Here is a 25,115-nt window from a genome sequence, read left to right as displayed (position 1 = left end):
CGTCCCCGTCTTTCGTCGTCCCCGTCTTTCGTCATTGCGAGCGCAGCGAAGCAATCCAGGGCAGTTCAAGGCCGCCCTGGATTGCTTCGCTGCGCTCGCAATGACGACGGTGGGTTCAGCGCCGCGCCAGTCGCTCGGCGATCCACTGCTGCGTCAGGGTTTCCTCCAGCGCATCGGGTTCCGCCCAGAAGCGGCGGATCGAGAAGCCCGAGATCATCGCCGCCGCCGAGCGCACCGCCCCTTGCGCTTCCTCCTCGCTCCAGCCTGCGGCGGCGAGGCGCTTTTTCCAGCCTTCATAGACCGGCGTGCGCAGCCCGCTGACGCTGCCGCGCAGGACGGGGTAGAATTCCGCGTCCTTGGCCGCTTCCATGGTCATGCCGATGGCCACCCAGAAGCGGTCGCTGAAGAAGAACCCGTGCAGGTCGTCCAGCAGCGCGCGCAGCACCGCTTCGGGCGATGCATCGGGCGCGAGGTCGCCGACGCCGCTGTCCTGCTCGGCCAGCGCCAGCGCCTGCTCCACGGCGGCGAGAACCAGCGCGTTCTTGTCCGGGAAGTGGTGCATCAGCGCGCCTTGCGAGACGCCCGCCGCCTGCGCCACGTTGCGCATGCGCAGGGCATTGAAGCCGCCTTGCGCGATCGTCTCGTAAGCCGCAGCGGCGAGGCGGGCGCGCATCGCCTCGCTGCGTTCCGCCTGAGTGCGGCGCGGTTTAGGGGCTGTCGGCAATCGCGGGTCCTCCTCAACAGACAAGGATATCGCGATAGGTGTCGCGGATCACCTTCTTGTCGATCTTGCCCGTAGCGGTCAGCGGCACGCTTGCGAAGATCACGCGGTCGGGCATCCACCATTTCGCCACCCGTGCGGACAGATGATCGAGCACTTGCGCCTCGGACAGCGCGACGCCCTCGTGCGCCTCGACCAGCAGGATCGGGCGTTCCTCCCACTTGGGATGCGGCACCCCGGCGACGGCGGCGACCTTCACGCCGGGGCAGCCTGCGGCGGTGTTCTCCAGGTCGATCGAACTGATCCACTCGCCGCCGGACTTGATGACGTCCTTGGTGCGGTCGGTGATGCGCATGAAGCCGAAGCGGTCGATCGTGGCGATATCGCCAGTATCGAACCAGCCCTGCGCGTCGCAGGCGCTTTCCTCGGTGCGGTAGTAGTGGTCCAGCACCCACGGTCCGCGCACCATCAGCGCGCCGGAGGTCTCGCCATCGTGGGGCAGCGGCGCGCCTTCCGCATCGACGATCTCGATCTCGATCCCGAACAGCATGCGTCCCTGCCGCGTCCAGATCCGTTCGCGCGCGTCCTCCTCGCCAAGCTCGGCGAGGGCGGGGTGAGCGCGGAGACGACGCCTAGCGGGCTCGTCTCGGTCATGCCCCACATCTGGCGCACCGCGACGCCGCGCCGGTCGAAGGCCACCGCCATGTCGCGCGGCACCGCCGATCCGGCGATGAACACGCGCTCCAGCGTGCCGGTGTCTCCCCCGGTGCGGTCGAGGTGGTCGAGGTACATCGTCCAGATCGTCGGCACCCCGCCGGAGAAGGTGACGCCTTCGCTGCGGACCAGTTCGTCGAGCGAGGCGCCGTCCATGCGGTCGGCGGGGAGCACGAACTTGGCCCCGTTGATGGCCCCTGCGAATGGCAGGCCCCACGCCGTCGCATGGTAGAGCGACTGGCACGGCATCACCACGTCGAAGGCGCTGAACCCCATGCTGCCCGACAGTCCGCCGGCCAGCGCATGCAGCACGGTCGAGCGGTGCGAATAGAGCACGCCCTTGGGATCGCCCGTGGTGCCTGAAGTGTAGCACAGGAAGGCCGCAGCATTTTCATCGAAGCCGGGCCAGTCCAGCGCGTCCGGGTGAGGGGCGATCAGGTCTTCGTAGCTTTCGATGCCCTCGCAGGTCCGGTCGGACAGCACGATCAGGCGTTCGACATGCTCCAGCCGGTCGCGGATGCGCGCGACTGTCGCCGCCATGTTGCGGTCCAGCAGCAGCACGCGGCTGCCCGCGTGGTTGATGGTGTAGACCAGATGCTCGTCGGGCAGGCGCGGGTTGGCGGTGTGCAGCACTGCGCCCATGCCGGGGACCGCGAAGAACAGCTCGAAATGCCGGTGCGTGTTCCACGCCAGCGACGTCACTCGGTCCCCCGAGGCGACGCCCCCAGCGGCCAGCATCCCCGCCGCCTGCGCGGCGCGGCGCAGGCAGGCGGCATAGTCGTAACGCCACAGCGGCTCGTCCACGTTGCGCGAGACGATCTCGCGCGTGGCGTGCGCGCTTGCGGCAAAGCGCAATATGTCGATGATGGCGAGCGGGCGCGCCTGCATCGAGCCGGGTATGGTCATTGCGGGCCTTTCAGGAAGGGTGTCACCAGCGCCACGAAACGTTCGCGCTTCTCGATCTGCGTCCAGTGGCCGCACTGGCCGAACAGGTGCAGTTCGCTGTTGGGGATGAGCTGGTGGAAGCGCTCCGACACGGCATGCGGGACGATCACGTCCTCGCGGCCATGGACGATCAGCACTTCATGCGGCAGGGCGGCCAGCTTGGCCTCGTCGGTGGCGAGGGCTTCCAGCCAGCGCTGGCGCGGCTCGGGGAACAGGCTGGAGAACGCCTCCTGCGCGCCGGGGCGCACGCTGGCCTCGAAGCGGGATCGCACGATCTCGTCCTTCACCAGCGCGGGGTCGAAGGCGAAAGTGGTCATGAGGTCGCGCATTGCCTCGACCGAGGGTTCGTAACCCCAGACCTTGCGCAGGCCCTCCGTCACCTCGAAGTGCACGCCCGCCGCGCCCATCAGCACCAGGCGGCCGACCCGCTCGGGGTGCCGCGTCGCCAGCGCCAGCGCCAGCGCGCCGCCATAGCTGTTGCCGATGAAATGCGCGCGCTCGATGCCCAGCGCGTCCATGAAGCCGGTCAGGTGCGCGATCCAGCGGTCCATGTCGAACCCGGCGATGTCCTCGGGGAAATCGGTGTAGCCGAACCCCAGCGTGTCGGGCGCGTAGCAGCGGAAATGCTGCGCCAGATCGGGGATCACTCCGCGCCAGTTGGCATAGGCGGTAACGCCGGGACCGGAGCCGTGGATGAGGATCAGCGGATCACCTTCACCCGCCACGATATAGTTGGTGCCGATGCCGCCCACGTCGACGCGCTCGCCGATCTCGGGGTTGCTCAAGGTTGCGGAATCCGTGCTCATCATCGTTCTCCCAGAAGGCTTATAGCATGGTGGTGCCGCCGTTGACGCTGATGACCTGTCCGGTCACGAACGCCGCGGCGGGGCTGGCAAGGTGGGCGACCATCGAGGCGACTTCCGCCACGGTGCCGGGGCGGCCCATCGGGATGACCTCGACGACCTTGCGGATGAGATCGGGGTTCACCGCCTCGATCTCGTCGTACTGTTCGGTGCGCACGGCGCAGGGGGCGACGGTGTTGACGGTGATCCCACCTTGCGCGAATTCGCGGGCAAGGCCGGTCGTCAGGCCATGCACGCCGCCTTTTGCTGCATTGTATGCTGCATGGTCGACAAGGCCGTTGCGTACCGAATCCGCGCCGATGTTGACGATGCGCCCGTACCTGGCCTGCTTCATGTGTGGCAGCGCCAGCCAGCACATCCACAGCGCCGACCACAAGTTGCGGTCTAACGTCTCGCGCAAGGTTTCGGGCGTGTGCGCAAGGAACGGCGCGATGATGCCGCCGCCCGCGTTGTTCACCAGAATGTCGATCCGGCCGTGCGTGTCCAGCGCGGTATCGACGAGGGCGCGGGCGACCGCCTCCTGCGCCAGATTGCCGCCGCAGCCGATCCCGCCGAGTTCCCCGGCCAGCGCTTCGGCCACATCGGGCGAGAGATCGGCCACCACCAGCCGCGCGCCGTCCGCCCGCAGCCGCTGCGCGATGGCCCGGCCGATCCCGCGCCCGGCGCCGGTGACCACGGCGACCTGACCCGCCAGCGGTGCGTCAGCCATGGCGGGCGAGCACCGGACTGCCCTTGCCGAAGCGTGGGTCGGGGCGGCCGCCCCAGGTGTCCATGACTTCGGCCTTGTGCTCCAGTTCGCGGGGGCCCCGCGCGCCCTGTTCCTCGAACAGTTCCATGCCGAAGCTGAACTCGGCGCTGTTGCCGTCCGGGTCGAGGAAATAGAGGAACACGCTGGTCGAGGGCAGGTGGCGGCCCGGTCCGAACACGATCGGTACTTCGGCGCGCTTGAGGCGGTTCATGGCCTGGCCGATATCGTCGATGTCCGTCACCATGAAGTTGACGTGGTGCAGCGTGTTGGCACCGGTCGGGCTCTGCAGCAGGGCCAGGCTGTGATGCAGCGGATTGGGCCAGCAGCGCAGCCATTCGGCCATGCCCTCCACCCGGTCCGACACCGCGAAGCCGAGCGTCTCCACCCAGAAATTGTGCGCAGCATTCAGGTCATGAACGTTGATGACGACATGCCCCATCCGCACGATCTTGGTGAGCTGCGAGGCGAGCGGTTCGTCCGTCACCGCCAGCCCGGCGAAGAAGTCGATCTCCATCCCGGTGATCGGATCGGTGAAGCGCAGCGAACGGCGCACCTGCATGCGCGCGCATGTTGCCTCGTCGGCCCAGTGGGGCGAGAGATCGAGGGTTTCGGCGATGGCGTGGGCGCGGTCGAGATCGGACTCGCTTTCCACCTCGAAGCCCACGGCGGCGAGGCCCGCCGGGCCCTGGCCCAGCACGATGTCGTAAGGCTTGTCGCCGCAGCGCAGCCATGCCTCGGTATCGTCGCGACGCGCCAGCGTCAGGCCGACGACGTCGCGGTAGAAGCCGATGCTGCGCTCCAGATCGGGCGCGTGCAGGCGGCAGTAGCCCAGCCGGGCGAAGCGAAGGGGATGGTCCATGGCGTCTCTCCCGCCGGTCAGAGGATGATGCTGATGCGCGCGTGTGGACGCAGCGCTTCCATGTCGAGGACGCACTTCTTGCCCGCGATGCGCAAGGCGCCGTCCCGCTCGACGATCTCGTGGATGTAGTGGCCGACGAAGGCGTCGCTGGTAATGTCCTTGCTGCGGTAGATGATGAACGAGGACCGCGCCCGGATCACCGCGCCGTCGCGGCGGACGCGCACGTTCGAGACGATGTGGCGCACTTTCGATCGCGGGTGCTCGGAATGCGCGCCGATCTTGGAGAGGCGCGAAACCCGCTCGCGCATGCGCACGGCGTCGTCGATGATGTAGAACAGCGAGGTGTCAGGATCGGCGGTATCGCCGTCCACGTCGCTGGGCGGCACATGATACCAGGCGTCCTCGGTATAGAGCGCCAGCCACTCCTTGAGCCGCCAGCTGTCGAGCAGGTCGGCCTCCTCGAACAGCAGGTCTTCCACGCGCAGGCGCAGCATCAGGGTGTCGTCGATCATCTCAGGCATCGGCCATCACTTTCGCCGCCGTGACCCGGCGGTCCCATTCGCGCCAGAAGCAGCGCATCTGCGCCTCGTCGTCGAACGAGGGGGCGTCGGAGCGGATCATGCCCTTGGAGATGTCGTTGTAGAGCGCGTCGCCGGCGGTGGCGTAGCCCTGCTGGCACTTCTCGATCGCTTCCACGTCGTCGGGCGTCGCGAAGCCGCCGGGGCCGAGGAACTCGGTGAAGTTGTAGAGCCGGTACTTGCGCCGCCACTCGCTTTCCTCGCGCGGGGCGAGGGCCCAGGCGTTGATTTCCATGTAATCGGGCGCGGTGGGGAAATAGGTGCGCACGGTGATCGCCATGATGTCGTTCACCACCAGGTTGGGGAAGATCACCATGTTGCGGTTCTTGCGCGCAATACGGTCGGCGCGCGGGGCGCCCACACGGCTGACGAGTTCGGCGTAGACGCCGTCGATCTCGGCCTTTCCTTCCTCGCCCCACAGCGGCACCCAGCTGGCGATCGGGCGGCCCCAGGGCGCGGAATATTCGACGACGGCGTGGCCGTTGCCAAGGTCGAACGCCTCGCCCGCAAGCGGCGTAGCGGAGAGGGCGCCGTTCGCGCTCTTGAGGTATTCGAGGTAGGTCGAGTGGTTGCAGGCGGCGTGGTAGCCGTCGAAGCTGTTTTCCGAGAGCAGCTTCCAGTTGCCGCGAATGGCGTACTCCTGCGTGCCGCCGACGATCTGCATGCCGCTGGCGGAATGCTCGGAGACCAGCTTGAGGTAGTCGCCCGCGCCGGCGAGGTACGTCGCCAGATCCTCGCCGTCGCGGGCGAAGCTGATGAAGAAGAAGTCGCCGAAGCGCTCCATGCGCGGCACGTGGACCATCTGCTTCTGCGGGTCGGTCTTGAAGCCCTCGGGATAGCCCGAGGAGCCGGGCAGCGTCTTGAGGTGCCCGTCCGAACCGAAAGTCCAGCCGTGGTAGAGGCACATGAACGCCGGCGACTTGCCGCTGCGCTCGCGGCATACGGTGGCGCCGCGATGGGGGCAGGCGTTGAACAGCGCGTGGAATTCGCCGTCGCGGTCGCGGGTGAACAGGATCGGGCGCCGCGCCACCTTGCGCGTCACGAAGCTGCCGGGCGCGGGCAGTTCGGATGCGTGGCCGAGGTACAGCCAGCAAGTATCGAATATCGCGGCATATTCCCGTTCGAACACCGCCCGGTCGGTGAAGACCCGGCGCGGCACGAGAAACCTGTTGGACGCCGGATCATCGATGATCCCGGTCGTTATCCTCTCCATGTCGTGTTGACTCCCGTATTGGCCCGGCTACAAGACGAATCAACAAACCGAGCACTTGGTTTGTAAGAAGCGATGAACCCGGGGTCAACACCCGGCAACGCGGGAGAGATCGATGGAGGCGAATGCGCGGCAGGATCTGGTGCGCAAGGCCGCGCGGGCGCTGGGGCGCAGCGGGCTGGCGCATGCCTATGGGCATTGCTCGGCGCGGCTCGATGGAGACAGTTTCCTTGTCTGCGCGGCGATGCCGATGGGGCTGGTTTCGGACGAGCCGGGCGTCGTCGTGCCGATATCGGGGCCTTTGCCGGAAGGCGTGCTGGGCGAAGTGCGCGTGCATCAGGCGATCTATGCGCGGCGCGCCGACGTTGGCGGGATCTGCCGGACGATGCCGCCTGCGCTCATGGCGCTATCCACGCAAGGGATCGTCCCGGCCGCGCGCCACGGCATCGGTGCATACTTCGCGCCGGGCCCCGCCTTGTGGGGCGATCCCCGCCTGCTGCGCGACGATGCGGCGGCGGCGCGCGTCGCCGAGGCGCTGGGCGAGGGGAATGCCATCGTCCTGCGCGGCAATGGCGTCGTCGTTGCGGGGGAGACGCTGGAGCAGGCGGCGGTGTTGAACTGGTTTCTCGAGGACGCCGCCCGCATCGAGCGCGACGTGCGCATGATGGGCTTTGCCCCCGAAAGCGGCCGTCTGAATGCCGAGGAAACGGCCGCACGGCAGGTCTGGTCAGGCGGAGTCGTCGAAAGAATGTGGAACTGGCTAATTTCAATGTAGGCCTCGGAAAAGGTCATAACATTTGCAAAATTCCTTGTTTTTCGATCACACATTGCTGGAAATATTTCGCAATTGATAAACAGCTTGACGATTTTGAATCGGGCTTGATAAATGGTCCAACCAAATCCGGGATGCCGCGACAGACGGTGGCCGGGCGGACCTCAAACAGAGGGAGGAAGAGGATGAACTTGAAGTACAGGACGATTCTGCTTGCCGCATGCGCCATGCCGCAAGTTGCGTTTGCTCAGGATCAGGCGGCGCAGGATACGGCGGCGGACCCTTCGCGCGACATCGTCGTCACCGCGCAGCGCCGTGCCGAACGCCTGCAGGACGTTCCGGCCACGATTTCCGCGCTCGACAGCAAGGCGCTGGTCGCCGCCGGCGTCATGGACATCAGCAACATCGCGCCGCGCGTGCCGGGCTTTTACGCCGGCGGCTTCGGCTCTGCGCGCCCGCAGCTCTACATTCGCGGCATCGGCACGCGCCAGTTCGATCCGGGTTCGGAATCCTCGGTCGGCGTGTTCGTGGACGAGAGTTATCTGGGCCGCACCGGCGGCGTGCTCGGCGCGCTCAAGGACATCGAGCGGGTCGAGGTGCTGAAGGGGCCGCAGGGCACGCTTTACGGTCGCAACACGATCGCGGGCGCCGTCAACGTCATCACCAAGGGGCCGACCGACGACTTCCAGGCCGAGGCCGAGGCAGGCGTCGGCAACTATGACAGCTACAACCTGTTCGGCGCCGTCTCCGGCCCGATCGCAGGCGATGCCATCAAGGGCCGCATTGCGGCGTGGCGTACCAAGCAGCAGGGCTACATCACCAACCTGACGACCGGCAATCACCCGCAGGGCGTCAACAACTGGGGCGGCCGCCTGCGTCTGGCGATCGAGCCGACCTCGACCATCAAGATCGACCTGATCGGCGAGATCGCGCGCGATACCGGCCGCTCGTTCCAGGGCGAAAGCATCGGCAGCACCACCAATCCCTACGGCATCCTGCTGGGCCGCGCCGGTCTGGTGCCGCAGCTTTCGGACGATCCCTACAAGCAGTACTACACCACCGATCCGCTCTATGATCGCAAGATCGATGCCTTCACCGGCAAGATCAACTGGGCGACCGACGTTGGCGATTTCGTCTCGGTCACGTCCTATCGCAAGATGACCTACACCGACGACCGCGATTTCGACAACACCAGCCTCGATGTGATCCGCCAGATCAGCAACGAGGACTCCAAGCAGTTCTCGCAGGAACTGCGCTTCGTCTCGGCCAATGACGGCGCACTGTCGCTGGGCGGGCTGGTAGACTGGATCGTCGGCGTCTACTTCTACAAGGACAAGAGCTACCACGAGGACTTCTTCCGCTACGGCGCGGACAGCGTCGCGGGGGCCGGATCGGTCGACCAGACCTTCGGCCATTATGACACCAAGAGCATCGCCGGGTTCGGTCAGGCGACCTTCAACATCAGCAACGAACTCAAGTTCACCGCCGGTGCGCGCTATACCGAGGATCGCAAGAAGGCGACGCTGGGCGGCCGTACCACGGACACGCTGCCGCTGGTTCGCGCCGACTTCGATCAGGTGAACCCGACCAAGAAGTTCACCTCGTTCGATCCCAAGTTCGTGCTGGCCTACCAGCCCAACCGCGATCTCAACTTCTATGCCAGCTTCAGCAAGGGCTTCAAGTCGGGCGGCTACCAGTACACCCCGCTTACGGCGGCGCAGGCGGCCGAAGTCTTCGATCCCGAGAAGATCAAGGCGTACGAGATCGGTGTGAAGAGCACGTGGCTGAACGGCGCGCTGCAGGCGAATGCGGCGGTCTTCCGCTACGACTATTCGAACCTGCAGGTCTCGCGCGTCACGCAGTTGCCGGACGGATCGACCCCGTCGCTCATCACCAACGCGGGCAAGAGCCGGATCAAGGGCGCCGAACTGGATGTGACGATGGAGCCGATCCGCGATTTCCGCGTGGCGGTGGCTTATGCCTATACCGACGCCAAGTACCTCGATTACTCGACCGGGGCGCTGGACTTCTCGGGCACCACGATGGTGCGTGCGCCCAAGCATTCGGTCAACGTCAGCTCGGACTACACCATCCACACCGGCGGCGACAGCGACCTGACGCTGCACGGCGACGTGGCGATGCTCAGCGACTTCTTCCACGAACCGGGACAGGGCGAACTTGCCTATGGCACGACGATCCCGTTCACCTCGGAAGACGGCTATGTGCTGAGCAACGCGCGGGTGACCTTCCGCACCGGCCAGTGGCGCCTGAGCGCATGGGTGCAGAACGCCTTCGACGTGAACTATCGCCGCACGGTGCTGGCGCTGCCGGGGCAGGTCATCAGCATCTACGGCCAGCCGCGCACTTACGGCCTGACGCTGGGCTGGGCGATGTAGCATGGGGGCGGCCCGGCAGGCATGGGGTGGAGACTGTGGCGCAGGGATCGAACCCTCGCGCCCGGTCCCGGCCTGCCGGGCGACCGTCCAACGAACGCGGCACCTGCGAAGCAAGGCGGGCAGTCCCATGACGATGCATGCCGAAGGGAGCGCCGCGGGCGGGCGACGGATATTCGAACGGGTCCGCGACGCCATCCTGGACGAGATCGGCGCCCAGCGCCTCAATCCGGGTGACCGGCTACCCAGCGAACGCGCCCTGGCCGAAGCCTTTCATGTCGGCCGCCATGCGGTGCGCGAGGCGTTGCGGACGCTGGAAATGTCCGGCGTGCTGCGCTTCGCCAAAGGCGTTAACGGCGGCGCTTTCGTGCGCGAGCGTAGCGGCGAGGGGGTCGGCCAGTCGATCCGCGACATGATCGTGCTGGGCCGCATGCCGCTGGAAGACCTGATGGCAGTGCGCGTCAATCTGCTGATGCAGGCTGCCGAACTGGCCGCGCAGCGCGCCGATGACGAGGATTTCGCCGCCTTCGACGCCAATATCGCCGAAACCGTGCGCTGCCTGGAAGTGGGCGATCCGCTGGCGACGATCGATCCGCTGGTGGAGTTCAACCAGGTGCTGGGCCGGGCCTCGCACAATCTCGTGCTGTCGATGCTGATCGATTCCGTAGCCGAGATCGTCGCCGACGTGCTGCGCGTCTACCGCCTGACCAGCGAGATCGAACTGGTCGCCCCGCGGCGGGCCGTCGTCGCCGCGCTGCGGGCGCGCGACGCGGCCGAGGCCGCGCGTATCCTCACGGCGCATTATGCGCAGACCACCCGCTATGTCCTTTCCCGCGTAAACTGCGCAGCGAAGCCGGACGCCTGAGCGAGCCCACGAAGGAGATTTCATGTCGCGCTTTTCCCCCGCGATCATCTGCGCCACCCCGCCGACGACAGCGGCCGCATGCGGGATTCCCTGTTCTGGCAGACGATCCTGCCCGAGCAGAAGCTCGGTTTTCAGGCCTATCTCTACTTGACCAGCGCCGGGAAGGCGGGCTTCAACGTGGTGCTCTGGGGGAGGAGAAGCGGCCGTTGCTGCTCGAACTCGTCAATGGCGAGATACCTGCGGGGATGGACCTCGACGCGCTGTCGTTCGAGGGGCTGGAACTGCGCAAGACCGGCTTCGGAGAGCCGGCCAGGGTCAGCTATCGCAGCGAGCGCGTGGAACTGGATTTCACCTTCACCGGCAGCCATCCGCCCTTCAGCTATCATGACAATCCCGATGGGTTGCCCGCATGGTTCGCGCTCAACCGCTACGAGCAGACCGGGCGGATCGAGGGCAGCATCCGCACGGGCGGGCGCACGATCGACCTTTCGGGCATGGCGCACCGCGATCACAGCTGGGGCAACCGCAACTGGGGCGTGCCGCAGCACTGGAAGTGGCTGTGCGCCTATACGCCCGATGGCAGCCGCATGATAAACGGCTGGATCTGGATCGCGCGCGGCGAGCTGGGCTGCGCGGGCTATGTCGTGCGCGACGGGGCGCTGACGCCGATCGCCACGATCCGCCAGCACGGCACCTATCGTGACGACATGAGCCAGGACACCCTGCGTGCCGAGATTGTCGATACCTCCGGGGAAACCTGCCTGCTCGAACTGCAGCGCTTCGGCCTCGTCAAGCTGCCGACCAAGGACAAGTTCGGCACGCTCATCCAGGAAGCCGCCTGTACCGGGTCGATCGACGGCGCGGTAGCGGCGGGGCAGTACGAGACGCATTGGCAGCAGGCCTATCTCGACCATCTGGTGGAAAGCGGAGCGACCCGTTGAGCTGGAGTTTCGATGCGCCCACGCGCGAGCGCCTGCATGCCTTCCTGCGCGAGCATGACCTTGCCGACGAAGAACCCCGCATCGCGCCGATCGGCGACGGGCACAGCAACCTGACGTTCCGCCTCGACACGGGCGGGCGGGGCATGGTGCTGCGCCGCCCGCCGCCGCCGCCGTTCCCACCGGGCAGCAACGACGTGCTGCGCGAGGCGGGCTTCCTGCGCATCGTCGGGCCGCACGGCGTCCCCGTCCCAGGCGTACTGGCAACGGCCGAGGCGGGCGCGGTCTTCGACGTGCCGTTCTACATCATGGACATGGTGGACGGCGTGGTCGTCACCGAGACGCTTCCGGCCGCCTTTACCGGCGAGAGTGTCGGCGAGGGCATGGCGGGGCAACTGGTCTCGGCGATGGCGCAGCTTCACGGCATCGACTGGAGCGCCACCCCGCTTGCCGGGAAGGCCAGGCCGGAAGCCTTCAACGCGCGCCACCTGCGGATATTCGCGCGCATGCTGGATGACGGGCGCGAGGAGCCGTCCCCGGCGTTCCGCGAAGTCGCGGCATGGCTGGAGGGCAGGGCGCCCGAGCCTTCCGGCGCGGCGATCATCCACAACGACATGCGCCTCGGCAATGTCATGTGGAGCGGCGAGGGGTGCCCCGGCTCGTCGCCATCCTCGACTGGGAACTGGCGACCGTCGGCGATCCGCTGCTGGACCTTGCCTATCTCGCCTGCTCGCTCCCACGGGAAGGGGCGTGCCATACGCCGGTGCAGGATCTGGCGGCTGCGCTGCTGGAAGCCGGTTGCCCCGAGCCGCAAACGGTGATCGCGCGCTACTTTGCGCAGACCGGGGGCGAGGCGATCGATATCCGCTGGTATCAGGCCATGGTGAACTTCAAGCTGGCGGCGCTCTATCGCTATTCGCGCCTCGCGGGGCACGATTCCTACTTCGCCGATCCCACGCACGAGACGCGCTTCCTTGCCGAAGCGGCGCATTACTGCCGGGATTGAACCACCCTTCGTCATTGCTTCGATGCGCTCGCAATGACGATTTGAGGTCAAGTCATCGCGCTCCGAATTTGGCCGCTCACAGGGAGCGGCCGACCAGTTCGCGCATGATCTCGCTCGACCCGCCGTAGATCCGGCGCACGCGCGCATCGCGCCAGATGCGGGCGATCGGGTACTCGTTCATGTATCCGGCGCCGCCATGCAGTTGCAGCGCCGCGTCGCAGGCCAGCCACTGCATCTCGGTGTGCCAGTACTTCGACGCCGCCGCTTCCTCGGCCGTCAGTTCGCCGCGCACATGGCGCGCGATCGCCCAGTCGAGATGAGCCCAGCCGACCTGCAGCTTGGCCTTGATGTCGGCGAGGGTGAAGCGGGTGTTCTGGAAATCGATGATTGCCTTGCCGAAGGCCTTGCGCTCACGCGTGAAGGCCACCGCCTCGTCATAGGCGCGCTGCGCGGCGGTCTGCGCGGTGATGGAGATCGACAGACGCTCCTGCGCCAGTTCGCTGACGAGGTAGATGAACCCCCGGTTCTCCTGCCCGATGAGATTGCTGGCGGGCACGCGCACGTCGTTGAAGAACAGTTCGGAGGTATCCGCCATCCACTGCCCGACCTTGTCGAGATTGCGCCCGCGCTCGAACCCGGCGCGATCCGCTTCGACCAGGATCAGCGAGGTGCCCTTGGCGCCCAGTTCCGGCTCGGTCTTGCATACCGTGATGATGACGTCGGCATTCTGCCCGTTGGTGATGAAGGTCTTGGAGCCGTTGATGACGTATTCGTCGCCGTCACGCCGCGCCGTGGTGCGCACGCCCTGCAGGTCCGAGCCTGCGCCCGGTTCGGTCATCGCGATTGCGGACACTGTCTCGCCCGACAGCATGCCCGGCAGCCAGCGCGCGTTGAGTTCGTCCGATGCGTAGTGCAGCAGGTAGGGCATCGTGATGTCGGACTGCAGCGTCACGCTGTCCGACATCATCGCATAAGTCAGTTCCTCGTTGAGGATGGCATTGAACCGGAAGTCGAGCCCAAGACCGCCGAACTCCTCCGGAATTCCGGGGCACAGGAACCCGGCCTCGCCCATCTTTAGCCAGAAGTCGCGGGCGACCTTTCCGGCGTCCTCGAACTCCTCCACCCGGGGCGAGAATTCGCGCTCGACGAAGCGGCGCACGGTCTGGCGAAACAGCCGGAGGTCTTCGTCGAAAAGGTGGCTGGCATCGCGTTCCAACATGGCATCATCCCTTTTTCGCGGCGATCGTGCGTCACCCCGTCACCCTTCGGGTTAGCCCATGAAATCGCATATTGTAAACCTGTGAACTTTATGCGAGATTGAAATCGTCGGACCTCACATCCACGGGATGCGCATCGCCTCCGCAGGCGATGCCTGTCTTCCGGTTCGACCGGACCGCCTCAGGCGGTCTCTCTCCTATGACTCTAAAGACCTGGTCCACTGAAAACGGACCAGGTCTTCTTTTCACTGCGCCGATGGTGCCCGCGCGAGGTCGAGCGCGATATCGACGATCATGTCCTCCTGCCCGCCGACCATCTTGCGACGCCCGGCCTCGACAAGAATGGCGCGGGTGTCGACGCCGTGATCGGCGCTGGCTTTTTCCGCATGGCGCAGGAAGCTGGAGTAGACCCCGGCATAGCCGAGCGTCAGCGTCTCGCGATCGACGCGCACGGGGCGGTCCTGCAAAGGGCGAACCAGATCCTCTGCCGCGTCCATCAGCGCGTAGAGATCGCAGCCGTGGTCCCAGCCGTTGCGGTCCGCAGCGGCGATGAACACTTCGAGCGGAGCATTGCCCGCCCCCGCGCCCATCCCCGCCAGCGAGGCATCGACGCGCACCGCGCCGTTCTGCACAGCGACGATGGAGTTCGCCACTCCGAGCGAGAGGTTGTGGTGCGCATGCACGCCGCGCTGCGTTTCCGGCTTGAGCACCCGGTCGTAAGCCTGCAGCCGCGCCGCGTAGTCGTCCATGTTCATGGCGCCGCCGCTGTCGGTGACGTAGACGCAGTGGGCGCCGTATTGCTCCATCAGGAGCGCCTGCCGGGCCAGTACTTCCGGCTCTGCCATATGGCTCATCATCAGGAAGCCGGACACGTCCATATCGAGGCCGCGTGCCGCCTCGATATGCTGGCGCGAAACGTCCGCCTCGGTGCAGTGCGTCGCGATGCGGACCGAGCGGACGCCAAGGCTGTGCGCCTGTTTGAGGTCATGGACCGTGCCGATCCCCGGCAGCAGCAGCGTCGTCAGCACCGCGCTTTCCAGCACTTCTGCCACCGCTTCCAGCCATTCCCAGTCGGTATGCGCGCCGAACCCGTAGTTGAACGAGGACCCGCTGAGCCCGTCGCCGTGCGCCACTTCGATCGCATCCACCCCGGCACGGTCGAGGGCGCGCGCGATCGACCGGACGTGGTCGAGGCCGTACTGGTGACGGATCGCGTGCATCCCGTCGCGCAGGGTGACGTCCTGGATATAGAGCTTTGGCTTGGCGGGGGTCACAGGGCGGCCTCCTTCATGGCGATCCGCTCGGCCGTGCGCAGGGCCGCCGAGGTCATGATATCGAGGTTGCCGGCATAAGCGGGCAGGTAATGCGCCGCGCCCTCCACCTCGAGGAAGACGGAAACCTTGAGGCCGGTGAATTCGGTCCGGCCGGTCGATGCCATTTCGGGAATGCGCAAGGGGCGGTTGGAGCCGATGCTTTCGAACTGGACCGCTTGCTTCAGGCGGTAGCCGGGGACGTATTCCTGGACCTGCGCGACCATGGCGGCGATGCTTTCGGCGATCGCCTCGCGGTCCGCGTCCTCGCACAGGCACAGCACTGTGTCGCGCATGATGAGCGGCGGTTCCGCGGGGTTGAGCACGATGATCGCCTTGCCCCGCTTGGCGCCGCCGATCTCGACGATGGCGCGGCTGGTCGTCTCGGTAAACTCGTCGATGTTGGCACGCGTGCCCGGACCTGCGCTTTTCGAGGCGATGGAGGCAACGATCTCGGCATAGTGCACAGGCGCTACGCGGTTGATGGCGTGGACGATAGGGATCGTCGCCTGTCCGCCGCAAGTCACCATGTTGACGTTGGCGGCATCGAGATGCGCTGCGCCGTTGACCGGCGGCACCACGAAAGGCCCTATCGCGGCGGGGGTGAGATCGACCACGCGCTTGCCGTGCTCGCGCAGGACGGCGTCGTGCCGCTCGTGCGCGCCTGCGGACGTGGCGTCGAAGACGATGCCGATCTCGTCGAAGCCGGGCAGGGCAAGCAGCCCGTCGATCCCCGCGCTGCTGGTGGCGATGCCCATGCGCTCGGCGCGGGCAAGGCCGTCCGAGGACGGATCGACGCCGATCATCGCGGCCACCTCGAGCGTCTTCGAGAGCCGCATGATCTTCATCATCAGGTCGGTGCCGATGTTCCCCGAGCCGATGATCGCGACCTTGGTTCTGCTCATGGCGTCATTCTCCGCCGAAGCTGAAAGCGCATTCGCCGATCCCGCCGACCACGGCGCGCACCTGATCGCCCGGCGAGAGAGGCACCATCGGCCCCAGCGCGCCGGTAAGTAGTATGTCGCCCGCCTTGAGGGGATCGCCCCGTGCCGCCAGCGTGCGTGCCAGCCAGGCGGCCGCTTCGAGCGGATGGCCGAGGGCGGCTGCGCCAGCGCCGATCGAAGCGATCGCGCCGTTCACCGTCATCACCATGCCGCAACTCCACAAGTCACGCCCGGCGATCGGAACGCCTTCCTCTGCGATCACGAAGAAGGCGGACGATCCATTGTCCGCCACGGTATCGGCAAAGGTGATCTTCCAGTCGGCGATGCGGGAATCGACGATCTCGATCGCGGCGTGAACCGAGCCCGTCGCCGCGCCCACCTGCGCGGCGGTGGTCGTGTCTTCCGGCAGGTCGCGTGCCAGCACGAGCGCGATCTCGGCTTCGGCCTTCGGCTGGATCGTCCGGGAAGCCGCGAGAAGTCCGCCGTCGGCGATGCGCATGTCATCGAACAGGACGCCGAAATCCGGTTGATCGACGCCGAGCTGAACCTGCACGGCCTTTGCCGTTAGGCCCGCCTTCCTGCCGACGATGCGGCGGCCCTGTGCCTGCCAGTGACGGGTGTTGATCTCCTGCACGGCATAGGCGCCCGCCGCATCCACCGGCTCAAGGCCATCCCTCAGTGGTGGTACGGCGCCCGCGACGTAAGCGTCGCGCAGCCTTTTCGCCAGGCTCTCGTGCGGTGTTTCGGTCATTACCGATGGTCTCCCTCTCGCTTGCCGTCGAGCATAGATGCGCGGCATGACTTGCGCCAGTTGGCTAGCAGGTTTACTTCTCACAATATGAGAAATGGAATGCCGCGCCTTTCATCTTTCGAGAGGGCGACGGACTTGTTGGAGGCGGTCCTGACCGATGGCGGGCGCAGCCGCGCCTCATCGCTTGCGGGCAGTCTCAATGTCCCGGTGGCAACCATACACCGGCATCTTGCCACGTTGCGTGACGCAGGGCTGCTGACGCCGGTTGGAGGCGGGCGTCATGTTGCCGGCCCGCGAATGCTCGCCTTCGCGGGCCGGATCAACGTGCCGGAGGTGCTGTCCGGTATCGGCCGCCAATTGTTGCCCGACTTCGCGAGGCGTTTGGGCTGCGTCGTGCAACTGGGCACCCTCGACGGCGATATGGTGACGTACCGCGTCAAGGTGGGCGGCGATCTGTTCACGAAAGTAGGGATGCAGTTGGAGGCCTATTGCTCCGCGATCGGCAAGGTCCTGCTGGCGCATCTGCCGGATGGAGAGCAGGCCCGCTATCTGGAGGCCGGTCCATTCGTCCAACTGACTACGCATACGATCACCGAGCCTCGTGCGCTTGCGCGGGAGTTCGTGGCAGTGCGCCGGCTGGGCTATGCCTGCGATCGTGAAGAGATCAGCGAAGGGCTGGCATGCATCGCGGTTCCGCTGCGCGATGCGAAGGGCGCTGTCGTCGCCGCGCTTTCTGCCTCACGGGCGATCGAACCAAGCCATTCGGGGGACTTGGAAGCAGCGCTGCCGTTGCTGGAAGAGGCGCGAGGCGTGTTGGAGCAACGGGCCTTCGGCTGCTCCACGTAGACGGATTTGCAATGATCTGGAATTTTGGCCCGTTCTTTTAGCTGGGCAGCGAAGAGGTGTGATCAAACGTAAGGTCTCTGGGATGCTGATAGATCAAGTGTTTACTAGCGATATCTAAGCAGGTATTTTCAGATACTTGAAACGCTTAAGCTCGACCGCCCGCGATCGAAATAGGGGCAGACGGGCATCCTGCTTAGGCGGCCGATGTTCCGCAAAGGCCGTAAGACCTGCACCTGAATTCTCAATCCCAAGGAGATCGAAAAGCTGGGCGAGCGCATCGACGCCGAGAGTGAGGCGGGCCTAGTAAGGTAAGCCCTGCGCAATCAGGCGGCATTTCGCGCGCTGATCGTGTTGAACAGGGTGAGGATCGTGCGGGCGTGCCGCATGGCTACGGCTTCGCGATCTGTGCCATAGCCACCGCCCAGCGTGCTCGCCAATGGAATGGCGCGCCGCATCGCCTCTGCCGCCACAAATCGATCGCGGTCCGCTAGGCCCTCGTCGGTCATGGACAGCCGGCCAAGCTTGTCTTCCGCATGGGCATCGACGCCTGCCTGCAGCAGGATCAGTTCAGGCATGAAATGATCGAGGACGTTGGGCAGCGCTCCGGCCAGCGCTTTCAGATAGTCCGCATCGCCCGTTGCATCGGGTAGTCCGATATCCAGCGACGAGCGCGCCTTGCGTGTGGGAAAGTTCTTCTCGGCATGAATGGACAGCGTGAAGATGTCGCTGCGTCCTGCGGTGAGGGCGGCAGTACCGTCCCCCTGATGTACGTCGAGATCGAGTATCAGGATGCGTGAGACGTTACCGTCCTCGATCAGCCTGTTGGCGGCAAGCGCCAGATCGTTGAACACACAATAGCCCGCGCCGGTATCGGCCAGGGCGTGGTGGCTGCCACCGGCGGAATTTGCCGCATATCCATGCCGCAGCGCCAGTTTCGCCGCGAGCCATGTTCCTCCGGGGAAAGCTGCGATCGCCGGGATATCCGCTCATCGATCGCAAAACCGATCCGGCGTTGCTTGGCCGCCGGGACGGAACAACTGATGACTTCATCGACATAGGCAGGGTCGTGGACTGCCTCGAGCCATTCTCGTGGCATGATTTCGGGCGCATGTATGGTCATCGGCACACCCGTTTCGCCCAGTGCACGCATGACCAGCGCATACTTGTCATGCGGGAAAGTGCCCATGCGCTCGGTTTCGACCACGTAACCGGGATGATGGACGATATGCAGCATGGCCTTGCAGGTAGAGCGCCTTGATACACAGGTCGAGCAGCATTGTCGGCGGCGCTGACCAGACGATTTTAGCTCGGGAAGCTCGGCCGGGGAATGCGCGAGTCGGCCCCTTTGAGACGCTCAGCGATCCAATGTCGGTCCCGAGGTGCGGTCCGTCCGCTATTGCGGCAGTTCGCGACCACTTTGAGCCATTCATCATAGTCGAACCGAACGACAGGCATGCACTCAAGCTTGCCGTTCGACTTGGTTGCGGTATTCGATCGGCAAGCAGGATAATCAAGCGCGCAACTGTTATGTAAGGATATCCTCCGGGGCGACAGGTTCAACGCTCTTTCTCGATCAACGCCGATCATGCAGACGGCACTGCAGCGGTGGCCGAGCATTTCTAGGAGAGTGGTCACCGCTGGTTCGGATTGATTGCAGACGATTCAAGTGTAGCATCCGGCAGAATACGGCGGGAAGCTTTTTAACAGTGCTTTGACGAGCAGGCGCGTACGTCTGGAAGAGATAGAGATCGTCGAGTTTGACGGTCTCGTTGATCAGTGGGGCGGGACGGATTGACCGTTGATGAATTTGGAGCGCCTCGGCGGCCGCCGCCACTTGGCATCGAGACGCCCCCAACGGCAATCTTCAATTAAAATGACGAACTGGCCGCAGGTATGGTCGCCCACGCACTGGGTATCTCCGTTCCGTGAGAGCTTTGGGTTGCGCGATGCGATGACAGCGATGCAGCTCGGCTTTACTCGCCGGTTCTTACGACTGTCCGGCAACCGATTGCGAAGATAGCGACCATGGCCGTTGCGGCCTTCGCGTGTGAACCGCAGGGGCCTTATCAGGCGATCAGTTGTCCGGTGTCGCTCGTCGTCAGACAAAGCATGGGAAGGGCGCCCGTATTCGGCTATTTTAGCGCCAGGCGGAGGGCGCCGGCCGAAACCCTCTTTTCTCGAGGCAAGGATTTCTTTCGCGCGGTATGAACTTATAGAGTGGCTGTCCGCGATGATCCTAGGCAAAGTTCGTCCCTTTGCACCGACGGTCACGCGGCCGAGGTGATCACCTCTTCAGGAACCTATATGAAGAAGACCCTCGTTGCCGCGCAGGCTCTGCTGGGCGCCGCGTGTTTCGCCGCGCTCTCGATTTCCGCTCCGGCCGCTCTGGCCAAAGACCGCGCCGCGCCTGCTGCCGCATCGGCTAGGCCGGATGCGCGCCCTCGCAACATCGTGTTCGTGCTGGTGGACGACCTGCGCTACGACGGGCTCGGCTTCCTCCAGCCGGGCCTGCTCAAGACCCCGAATATCGACCGCATGGCGAAGGAGGGGACCTACTTCCCCAATGCGGTTGTCACTTCGTCGCTGTGCAGCCCCAGCCGTGCGACGATCCTGACCGGGCAGACCGCGCGCAACCACGGCATCGTCGACAACAACGACAGCTCCGAGGCGGGCCTCACCTACTTCCCGAGCTACCTGCGACAGGCGGGCTACCAGACCGCGTTCTTCGGCAAGTGGCACATGGGGGCCAGCACCGACGCACCACGGCCGGGCTTCGACAAGTGGGTGAGCTTCATCGGTCAGGGCAACTACTGGCCGTCCAGGGTCAATACCGGGCAGTCCTCTCCGAACCTCAACGTCGACGGGAAGACGGTGCCCCAGAAGGGCTACATCACCGATGAACTGACCGACTATGCGATGGACTGGCTGACCAAGGAGCGCGATCCGAAGAAGCCGTTCTTCCTCTATCTCAGCCACAAGGGCGTGCACTCCGATCCGCTGCCGCCGCCGCGCTACGTGCACCAGTACGACAAGGCGAAGTTCACGCTGCCTGCCTCCGCGGCGAACACGCCCCAGAACAACGCGGGCAAGCCGCTGTGGGTGCAGAACCAGCGCAACACCTGGCACGGCATCGACTTCTTCTACAACGCCGATGTGCCGATGACCGAGTACCTCAAGTACTACTACGGCACGTTGTCCGCGATCGACGACAGCCTCGGCCGGGTGATGGACTACTTGCGCAAGAACCACCTGGAGAAGGACACGCTGGTCGTGTTCACTTCGGATAACGGCTATATGATCGGCGAACATGGCCTGATCGACAAGCGTAACGCCTACGAAGCCTCGATCCGGGTGCCGCTGGTCGTGTGGGAGCCGGGCACGGTCCCGGCGGGCAAGGTCAACGAAGGCCGCATCCGCAACCTCGATTTCGCGCCGACTTTCCTGGACGTCGCCGGGGCGCAGCGCCCGCCGCAGTTCGAGGGCACGAGCGCCTGGAAGCTGTGGGAAGGCGTGCAGCCGGTATCCGCGTGGAAGCCGGGTGACTTCACTTACGAATACTACTGGGAATACAACTTCCCGATGACTCCGACCACTTTCGCGATCGAGCGGGACCGGCTGAAATATATCCAGTACTACGGCGTCTACGACACCGAGGAACTTTACGATCTCAAGTCCGACCCGGATGAGATGCACAACCTGATCAACGATCCGGCGTGGGCTCCGAAGAAGCAGGAACTGCGCCTCGCGCTCTACGACCAACTGGCCAACTCGGCCGGCAGGCACGTCATTCCCTATGGCAAGCGGACCGCGCAAGGGTCGCTGCGGCGCGGGATCAACGGGCCGCATGCGGCGGACTTCCCGGCCGACTGGTACGTCAAGCCGAACCCCGTCGATCGCTTCGACCCGAACATGCCCGATACCCCCGCCAAGCTGAAGGCGCAGGCCGAGGGCAAGCCGCTCATCTACACCCCGCCGCTGGCCGACGAGCTGAAGCGGCAGATCGACGCTGGCGGCCAGACCTCGGGCAAAGCCTCGGAGAAGTGAGCGTGGGCGCGTTGCTTTCCCCCGCCGCCGCTGGCTGATCTTCGCGCTGGCGCTGACGGCGGGGGTGCTGAACCTCGTGGACCGGCAGATCATATCGGTGCTCAAGCCGACGATCGCGGCCGACCTCGGCTGGAGCGACGACGACTACGGCACGTTGGCGGCCTGGTTCCAGGCGGGCGCGGCGGTGGGCTTCCTGGCGGCGGGCTGGCTGGTCGACCGGCTTGGCGCCAAGTGGGCCAACGTCGCGGGCGTGACGGCGTGGTCGGTCATGGCGATGACGCATGGCTGGGCGCAGAGCTTCAGCCAGTTCGTGTTCTGCCGCATCGGCCTTGGCGCGACGGAATCGATGGGTACTCCCTCGGGCGTCAAGACGATTGCCGCGCTGTTTCCGCCCGAGTCCCGGTCGCTGGGCTTCGGCCTTTCCAATGCGATGAACAGCCTTGGCGCCATCCTTGCGCCGCTGGCGATCCCGCTCGTCGCGCTGGTCTGGGGTTGGCGAGGCGCTTTCGTGGCGGCCGGAGCGGTCGGGCTGGTCTGGGTGCTCGCCTGGCTGCTGGCGTCGCGCGGGGTCGATTTCGGCGACCGTGCGCCCGCCTCTTCGGGCGACGTGCGCTCGGGCGACCGGCTGTTCCTGCTGGAGCGACGCACCTGGACGGTCGCCGTCGGCAAAGTGCTGTCCGATGCGACATGGTGGCTGATGCTGTTCTGGATGCCGGACTATTTCCACCGGCAGTTCGGTCTTTCCGGCACCGATCTGGGACCGCCGCTGGCGCTGGCCTATTGCGGCTCGGCGGCGGGCTCGCTGCTTGCGGGCTATGGCGCCAACGCGATGCTGGCGCGCGGTATCGGCGCCAACCGGACGCGCAAGACGCTCATGCTGGTTTCCGCGCTTTGCGTGGTGCCGGTGCCGCTGGCGCTGCATGTCGATGCCTACTGGGCGGCAGTGGCGCTGCTGGCTCTGGCGCTGGCGGGCCATCAAGGGTTCTCGACCAACCTGTTCGGGCTTATCGCCGACGTCACTCCGCGCGCCAAGGTGGGGCGGGTGACCGGCTTCGGCGCCTTCTGCGGCAACATGGGCGGAGCGGCGATCAGCAAAGTGTCCGGCCTCGTGCTGGCGGCCGGGCTCGGCTACGGGCCGTTGTTCGGTTTCGCGGCGTGTTCCTACCTGCTGGCGCTCGGCTGGATACAGCTGACCATGCCTGTGATCGTGGCTATCGATGGGCCTCGGGCGGCCTGACGATCCAACCGACGGGCAGCGGTGAGGGCGTTCGGTCGGCGGCTTAGGGGAAGTTTCATAGGGCACTAAAGGAAAACTATCTTTCTCAACTTAATTGGTTGACTATCAACGCTCCCATTCCAGGGAGTTTCCGATGACCGATATCTCGTACCGCTTCGTCCGTTATGCATTGCTGGCGTCTGCGGCCGTTTTTCCGATGGTTGCGCAGGCCGAGGAAGCCGCTGAGCCCGCTTCCGGCGAGATCGTCGTGACCGCCCGCTACCGTGACGAATCCATCCAGCAGGTGCCGATCGCGATCACCGCCGTCAGCGGCCAGTCGCTGAACGATCGCGGCATCCACAACCTGCAGGACCTCTCGGCCACCGTCCCCTCGGTCGACTTCCGCACCAGCGCTTCCAACAAGGACCGCTCGGTCTTCGTGCGCGGCGTCGGCACGATCAGCACTTCACCGGGCGTGGAATCGTCAGTCTCCACGGTGGTCGATGGCGTCGTCCTTTCGCGTCCGGGACAGGCCACGCTGGATGTGGGCGAAGTGTCGCGGATCGAGGTGCTGCGCGGCCCGCAAGGCACGCTGTTCGGCAAGAACTCCTCGGCGGGCGTCATCAGCGTCGTCACCGCCGCGCCCTCGGACACCTTCCATGCCTATACGGAAGGCACCGCCACCACGGATGAGGAATACCGCCTCAAAGCCGGCGTAACCGGCGCCATCGCCTCCAACGTGACCGCCCGCATCGACGGTCTCTACGCCAATTACGCCGGTAACGTGCGCAACCTCAACACCGGCAGCAAGGTCAACGGCTACGAGCGCTACGGCGCGCGCGGCAAGATCGAGGCACGTCCGACCGAGACGCTCAAGATCACCCTCGCGGGCGATTACCTCCACTCCTACGACGATGCCACCAGCGTCTACACGAGTACTTCGCAGACCGCGTACCCCACCGGCACCGTCACCACCTCGGCTCCGCTCGGCACGTTCCTGTCGGGCGTGGGCATCACGCCGAGCGCGTCCAACCGACAGGCCAGCACCAGCTTCGACACGCACGTCACCGACAAGAACTACGGCGGCTCGCTGACCGGCGAACTGGAACTGGGCGACTACACCGTCACCTCGATCACCGCCTATCGCGAATGGAAGAACCACCAGTTCCAGGACAACGACGGCCTCTCGGCGCTGACCGCGACGTTCCCGCAGATCCATGACGAGGGCAAGCTGGCCTCCAGCCAGCTCTCGCAGGAACTGCGCCTGACCTCGCCCAAGGGCAACTTCATCGATTACGTCGTGGGCGCCTACTACATGCGCGCCAAGACCGACGAGACCTACGAACGTACCGTCACCCGCCTGATCTCCGGCAGTGCGGTTCCTGTCACGGGCGTCGCCGACTACGGCATCCTGAGCAAGAACTACGCGGTGTTCGGCGAGGCGAACTTCAACTTCACGTCGTGGCTGCGGGCCTTCGCGGGTTACCGCTCGATCTGGGACGACCTGAGCTTCTACCACGAGCGTACTTCGACCAACGATCCGACCAATTCCGGGGCGTCGTCGCTCGATATCACCTCGATCCGGGCCTACCATCAGGCGCAGGGTTCGACCTCGCAGCGCGGCGACGCCTACCGCGGCGGTATCCAGGCGGATGTGACGCCCACCACCCACGCCTATTTCACTTACGCGCGCGGGTACAAGGGGCCGGCCTACAACGTCTATTTCAACATGCGCTCGCTCAACGCGACGACCCCGCTGGACGAGATCGTGCTGAAGCCGGAAACCTCGGATTCTGTTCGAGGCCGGCATCAAGGGCACCGCGCTTGACCGCAAGATCACGTATGCGCTGGCGGTCTACCAGACCAAGTTCCACAACTACCAGGCCAACTACAATGACGTCGTCGGCGGCGCGCAGGTCACCCGCCTGATCAACGCGGGCACCGTGGAGAGCAAGGGCGTGGAACTGGAGTTCGGCCTGCACCCGATCCCGGGCCTCTCGCTCGATACCTCGCTGGCCTATACCGATGCCAAGGTGGTGCACTTCAATTGCCCGGTCGGCGCGCCCACCAGCTGCGACATCGACGGTGAGCCACTGCCCTTCGCACCGAAGTGGAAGCTCTACAGCAACGCCTCGTACCGCTTCGCGCTGACGGATCTCGCTGAACCTGGAAATC

At 65.4% G+C, this 25,115-nt stretch carries 20 protein-coding genes and 4 pseudogenes; 12 read left to right on the top strand and 12 right to left on the bottom strand.

What is annotated here, in order from left to right; genetic code table 11:
- Window positions 1–115: 115 nt before the first annotated feature.
- The 7 genes and pseudogenes from KZO24_RS21180 to KZO24_RS21150 all read right to left on the bottom strand — a co-directional run bounded on the left by KZO24_RS21180 (window position 116) and on the right by KZO24_RS21150 (window position 6,641).
- Window positions 116–724, bottom strand: coding sequence for a TetR/AcrR family transcriptional regulator (locus tag KZO24_RS21180; RefSeq protein WP_271181455.1), 609 nt, complete (start codon window positions 722–724; stop codon window positions 116–118).
- Between the two features lie 13 nt (window positions 725–737).
- Window positions 738–2,323 (bottom strand): annotated as a pseudogene (locus tag KZO24_RS21175) (long-chain fatty acid--CoA ligase).
- Between the two features lie 14 nt (window positions 2,324–2,337).
- Window positions 2,338–3,186, bottom strand: a complete 849-nt coding sequence (locus tag KZO24_RS21170; RefSeq protein WP_271181453.1) for an alpha/beta fold hydrolase — start codon at window positions 3,184–3,186, stop codon at window positions 2,338–2,340.
- A gap of 19 nt (window positions 3,187–3,205) precedes the next feature.
- Complete coding sequence (locus tag KZO24_RS21165) at window positions 3,206–3,952, bottom strand: SDR family NAD(P)-dependent oxidoreductase (protein ID WP_271181452.1); 747 nt, start codon at window positions 3,950–3,952, stop codon at window positions 3,206–3,208.
- Window positions 3,945–4,850 carry a VOC family protein gene (locus tag KZO24_RS21160; RefSeq protein WP_271181451.1) on the bottom strand — a complete coding sequence of 302 codons (906 nt, stop codon included), beginning with the start codon at window positions 4,848–4,850 and terminating at the stop codon, window positions 3,945–3,947. The genes KZO24_RS21165 and KZO24_RS21160 overlap by 8 nt, the downstream gene beginning before the upstream one ends.
- Window positions 4,851–4,867: 17 nt before the next feature.
- On the bottom strand, window positions 4,868–5,371 hold the full coding sequence (locus tag KZO24_RS21155; RefSeq protein ID WP_271181450.1) for an aromatic-ring-hydroxylating dioxygenase subunit beta: 504 nt from the start codon (window positions 5,369–5,371) through the stop codon (window positions 4,868–4,870).
- Window positions 5,364–6,641, bottom strand: coding sequence for an aromatic ring-hydroxylating oxygenase subunit alpha (locus tag KZO24_RS21150; protein ID WP_271181449.1), 1,278 nt, complete (start codon window positions 6,639–6,641; stop codon window positions 5,364–5,366). The genes KZO24_RS21155 and KZO24_RS21150 overlap by 8 nt, the downstream gene beginning before the upstream one ends.
- Before the next feature lie 112 nt (window positions 6,642–6,753).
- Between KZO24_RS21150 and KZO24_RS21145 the strand changes: the two genes are divergently transcribed.
- The 6 genes from KZO24_RS21145 to KZO24_RS21120 all read left to right on the top strand — a co-directional run bounded on the left by KZO24_RS21145 (window position 6,754) and on the right by KZO24_RS21120 (window position 12,612).
- Complete coding sequence (locus KZO24_RS21145; protein WP_271181448.1) at window positions 6,754–7,413, top strand: class II aldolase/adducin family protein; 660 nt, start codon at window positions 6,754–6,756, stop codon at window positions 7,411–7,413.
- Between the two features lie 182 nt (window positions 7,414–7,595).
- Window positions 7,596–9,806, top strand: coding sequence for a TonB-dependent receptor (locus tag KZO24_RS21140; protein WP_430099016.1), 2,211 nt, complete (start codon window positions 7,596–7,598; stop codon window positions 9,804–9,806).
- Window positions 9,807–9,933: 127 nt separating this feature from the next.
- On the top strand, window positions 9,934–10,668 hold the full coding sequence (locus KZO24_RS21135) for a FadR/GntR family transcriptional regulator (RefSeq protein WP_271181445.1): 735 nt from the start codon (window positions 9,934–9,936) through the stop codon (window positions 10,666–10,668).
- A 206-nt stretch (window positions 10,669–10,874) separates the two neighbouring features.
- A complete protein-coding gene (locus KZO24_RS21130; protein ID WP_486487652.1) occupies window positions 10,875–11,609 on the top strand; it encodes a DUF7064 domain-containing protein in 735 nt (244 codons plus the stop codon).
- Window positions 11,606–12,427 carry a phosphotransferase family protein gene (locus KZO24_RS21125; RefSeq protein WP_486487651.1) on the top strand — a complete coding sequence of 274 codons (822 nt, stop codon included), beginning with the start codon at window positions 11,606–11,608 and terminating at the stop codon, window positions 12,425–12,427. Before KZO24_RS21130 ends, KZO24_RS21125 begins: the two co-directional genes overlap by 4 nt.
- Window positions 12,310–12,612, top strand: coding sequence for a hypothetical protein (locus KZO24_RS21120; protein WP_486487743.1), 303 nt, complete (start codon window positions 12,310–12,312; stop codon window positions 12,610–12,612). The genes KZO24_RS21125 and KZO24_RS21120 overlap by 118 nt, the downstream gene beginning before the upstream one ends.
- Window positions 12,613–12,688: 76 nt before the next feature.
- Here KZO24_RS21120 and KZO24_RS21115 read toward each other — a convergent pair whose 3' ends face one another.
- From KZO24_RS21115 to KZO24_RS21100, 4 genes are all read right to left on the bottom strand, one after another.
- Window positions 12,689–13,831: an acyl-CoA dehydrogenase family protein gene (locus KZO24_RS21115; RefSeq protein WP_271181442.1), complete on the bottom strand. Its 1,143-nt coding sequence runs from the start codon at window positions 13,829–13,831 to the stop codon at window positions 12,689–12,691.
- Window positions 13,832–14,074: 243 nt separating this feature from the next.
- A complete protein-coding gene (gene dmpG / locus KZO24_RS21110) occupies window positions 14,075–15,103 on the bottom strand; it encodes a 4-hydroxy-2-oxovalerate aldolase (protein ID WP_271181441.1) in 1,029 nt (342 codons plus the stop codon).
- Entirely contained in the window at window positions 15,100–16,044 is a 945-nt protein-coding gene (locus tag KZO24_RS21105) for an acetaldehyde dehydrogenase (acetylating) (RefSeq protein WP_271181440.1), read from the bottom strand. Before KZO24_RS21105 ends, dmpG begins: the two co-directional genes overlap by 4 nt.
- A gap of 4 nt (window positions 16,045–16,048) precedes the next feature.
- Complete coding sequence (locus KZO24_RS21100; RefSeq protein WP_271181439.1) at window positions 16,049–16,834, bottom strand: 2-keto-4-pentenoate hydratase; 786 nt, start codon at window positions 16,832–16,834, stop codon at window positions 16,049–16,051.
- 87 nt (window positions 16,835–16,921) lie between these two features.
- Between KZO24_RS21100 and KZO24_RS21095 the strand changes: the two genes are divergently transcribed.
- A complete protein-coding gene (locus KZO24_RS21095; RefSeq protein ID WP_486487742.1) occupies window positions 16,922–17,680 on the top strand; it encodes an IclR family transcriptional regulator in 759 nt (252 codons plus the stop codon).
- Window positions 17,681–18,003: 323 nt separating this feature from the next.
- On the opposite strand, the pseudogene KZO24_RS21090 reads toward KZO24_RS21095, so the two are convergent.
- A pseudogene (locus KZO24_RS21090) lies at window positions 18,004–18,914 on the bottom strand (histone deacetylase family protein).
- Window positions 18,915–19,630: 716 nt separating this feature from the next.
- Here KZO24_RS21090 and KZO24_RS21085 point away from each other — a divergent pair.
- From KZO24_RS21085 to KZO24_RS21065, 5 genes and pseudogenes are all read left to right on the top strand, one after another.
- A pseudogene (locus tag KZO24_RS21085) lies at window positions 19,631–19,888 on the top strand (hypothetical protein); the annotation flags it as partial.
- Between the two features lie 96 nt (window positions 19,889–19,984).
- Window positions 19,985–21,724, top strand: a complete 1,740-nt coding sequence (locus tag KZO24_RS21080) for a sulfatase family protein (RefSeq protein WP_271180741.1) — start codon at window positions 19,985–19,987, stop codon at window positions 21,722–21,724.
- Between the two features lie 64 nt (window positions 21,725–21,788).
- Window positions 21,789–22,961, top strand: coding sequence for an MFS transporter (locus KZO24_RS21075; protein WP_486487650.1), 1,173 nt, complete (start codon window positions 21,789–21,791; stop codon window positions 22,959–22,961).
- Between the two features lie 133 nt (window positions 22,962–23,094).
- Complete coding sequence (locus tag KZO24_RS21070; protein WP_486487649.1) at window positions 23,095–24,768, top strand: TonB-dependent receptor; 1,674 nt, start codon at window positions 23,095–23,097, stop codon at window positions 24,766–24,768.
- A pseudogene (locus KZO24_RS21065) lies at window positions 24,731–25,024 on the top strand (TonB-dependent receptor domain-containing protein); the annotation flags it as partial. The gene KZO24_RS21070 and the pseudogene KZO24_RS21065, both read left to right, overlap by 38 nt.
- Window positions 25,025–25,115: the final 91 nt, after the last annotated feature.

The sequence above is a fragment of the Novosphingobium sp. NFX11 genome (assembly GCF_057376415.1).
This window is presented reverse-complemented; position numbering and strand designations above follow the sequence as displayed.

Coding starts and splice junctions, on each gene's coding strand:
- KZO24_RS21170 (WP_271181453.1), bottom strand. CDS start 3,186: ATGAGCACGGATTCCGCAACCTTGAGCAACCCCGAGATCGGCGAGCGC.
- KZO24_RS21165 (WP_271181452.1), bottom strand. CDS start 3,952: ATGGCTGACGCACCGCTGGCGGGTCAGGTCGCCGTGGTCACCGGCGCC.
- KZO24_RS21140 (WP_430099016.1), top strand. CDS start 7,596: ATGAACTTGAAGTACAGGACGATTCTGCTTGCCGCATGCGCCATGCCG.
- KZO24_RS21150 (WP_271181449.1), bottom strand. CDS start 6,641: ATGGAGAGGATAACGACCGGGATCATCGATGATCCGGCGTCCAACAGG.
- KZO24_RS21160 (WP_271181451.1), bottom strand. CDS start 4,850: ATGGACCATCCCCTTCGCTTCGCCCGGCTGGGCTACTGCCGCCTGCAC.
- KZO24_RS21100 (WP_271181439.1), bottom strand. CDS start 16,834: ATGACCGAAACACCGCACGAGAGCCTGGCGAAAAGGCTGCGCGACGCT.
- KZO24_RS21155 (WP_271181450.1), bottom strand. CDS start 5,371: ATGCCTGAGATGATCGACGACACCCTGATGCTGCGCCTGCGCGTGGAA.
- KZO24_RS21135 (WP_271181445.1), top strand. CDS start 9,934: ATGACGATGCATGCCGAAGGGAGCGCCGCGGGCGGGCGACGGATATTC.
- KZO24_RS21095 (WP_486487742.1), top strand. CDS start 16,922: ATGAGAAATGGAATGCCGCGCCTTTCATCTTTCGAGAGGGCGACGGAC.
- KZO24_RS21115 (WP_271181442.1), bottom strand. CDS start 13,831: ATGTTGGAACGCGATGCCAGCCACCTTTTCGACGAAGACCTCCGGCTG.
- KZO24_RS21070 (WP_486487649.1), top strand. CDS start 23,095: ATGACCGATATCTCGTACCGCTTCGTCCGTTATGCATTGCTGGCGTCT.
- KZO24_RS21080 (WP_271180741.1), top strand. CDS start 19,985: ATGAAGAAGACCCTCGTTGCCGCGCAGGCTCTGCTGGGCGCCGCGTGT.
- KZO24_RS21105 (WP_271181440.1), bottom strand. CDS start 16,044: ATGAGCAGAACCAAGGTCGCGATCATCGGCTCGGGGAACATCGGCACC.
- KZO24_RS21145 (WP_271181448.1), top strand. CDS start 6,754: ATGGAGGCGAATGCGCGGCAGGATCTGGTGCGCAAGGCCGCGCGGGCG.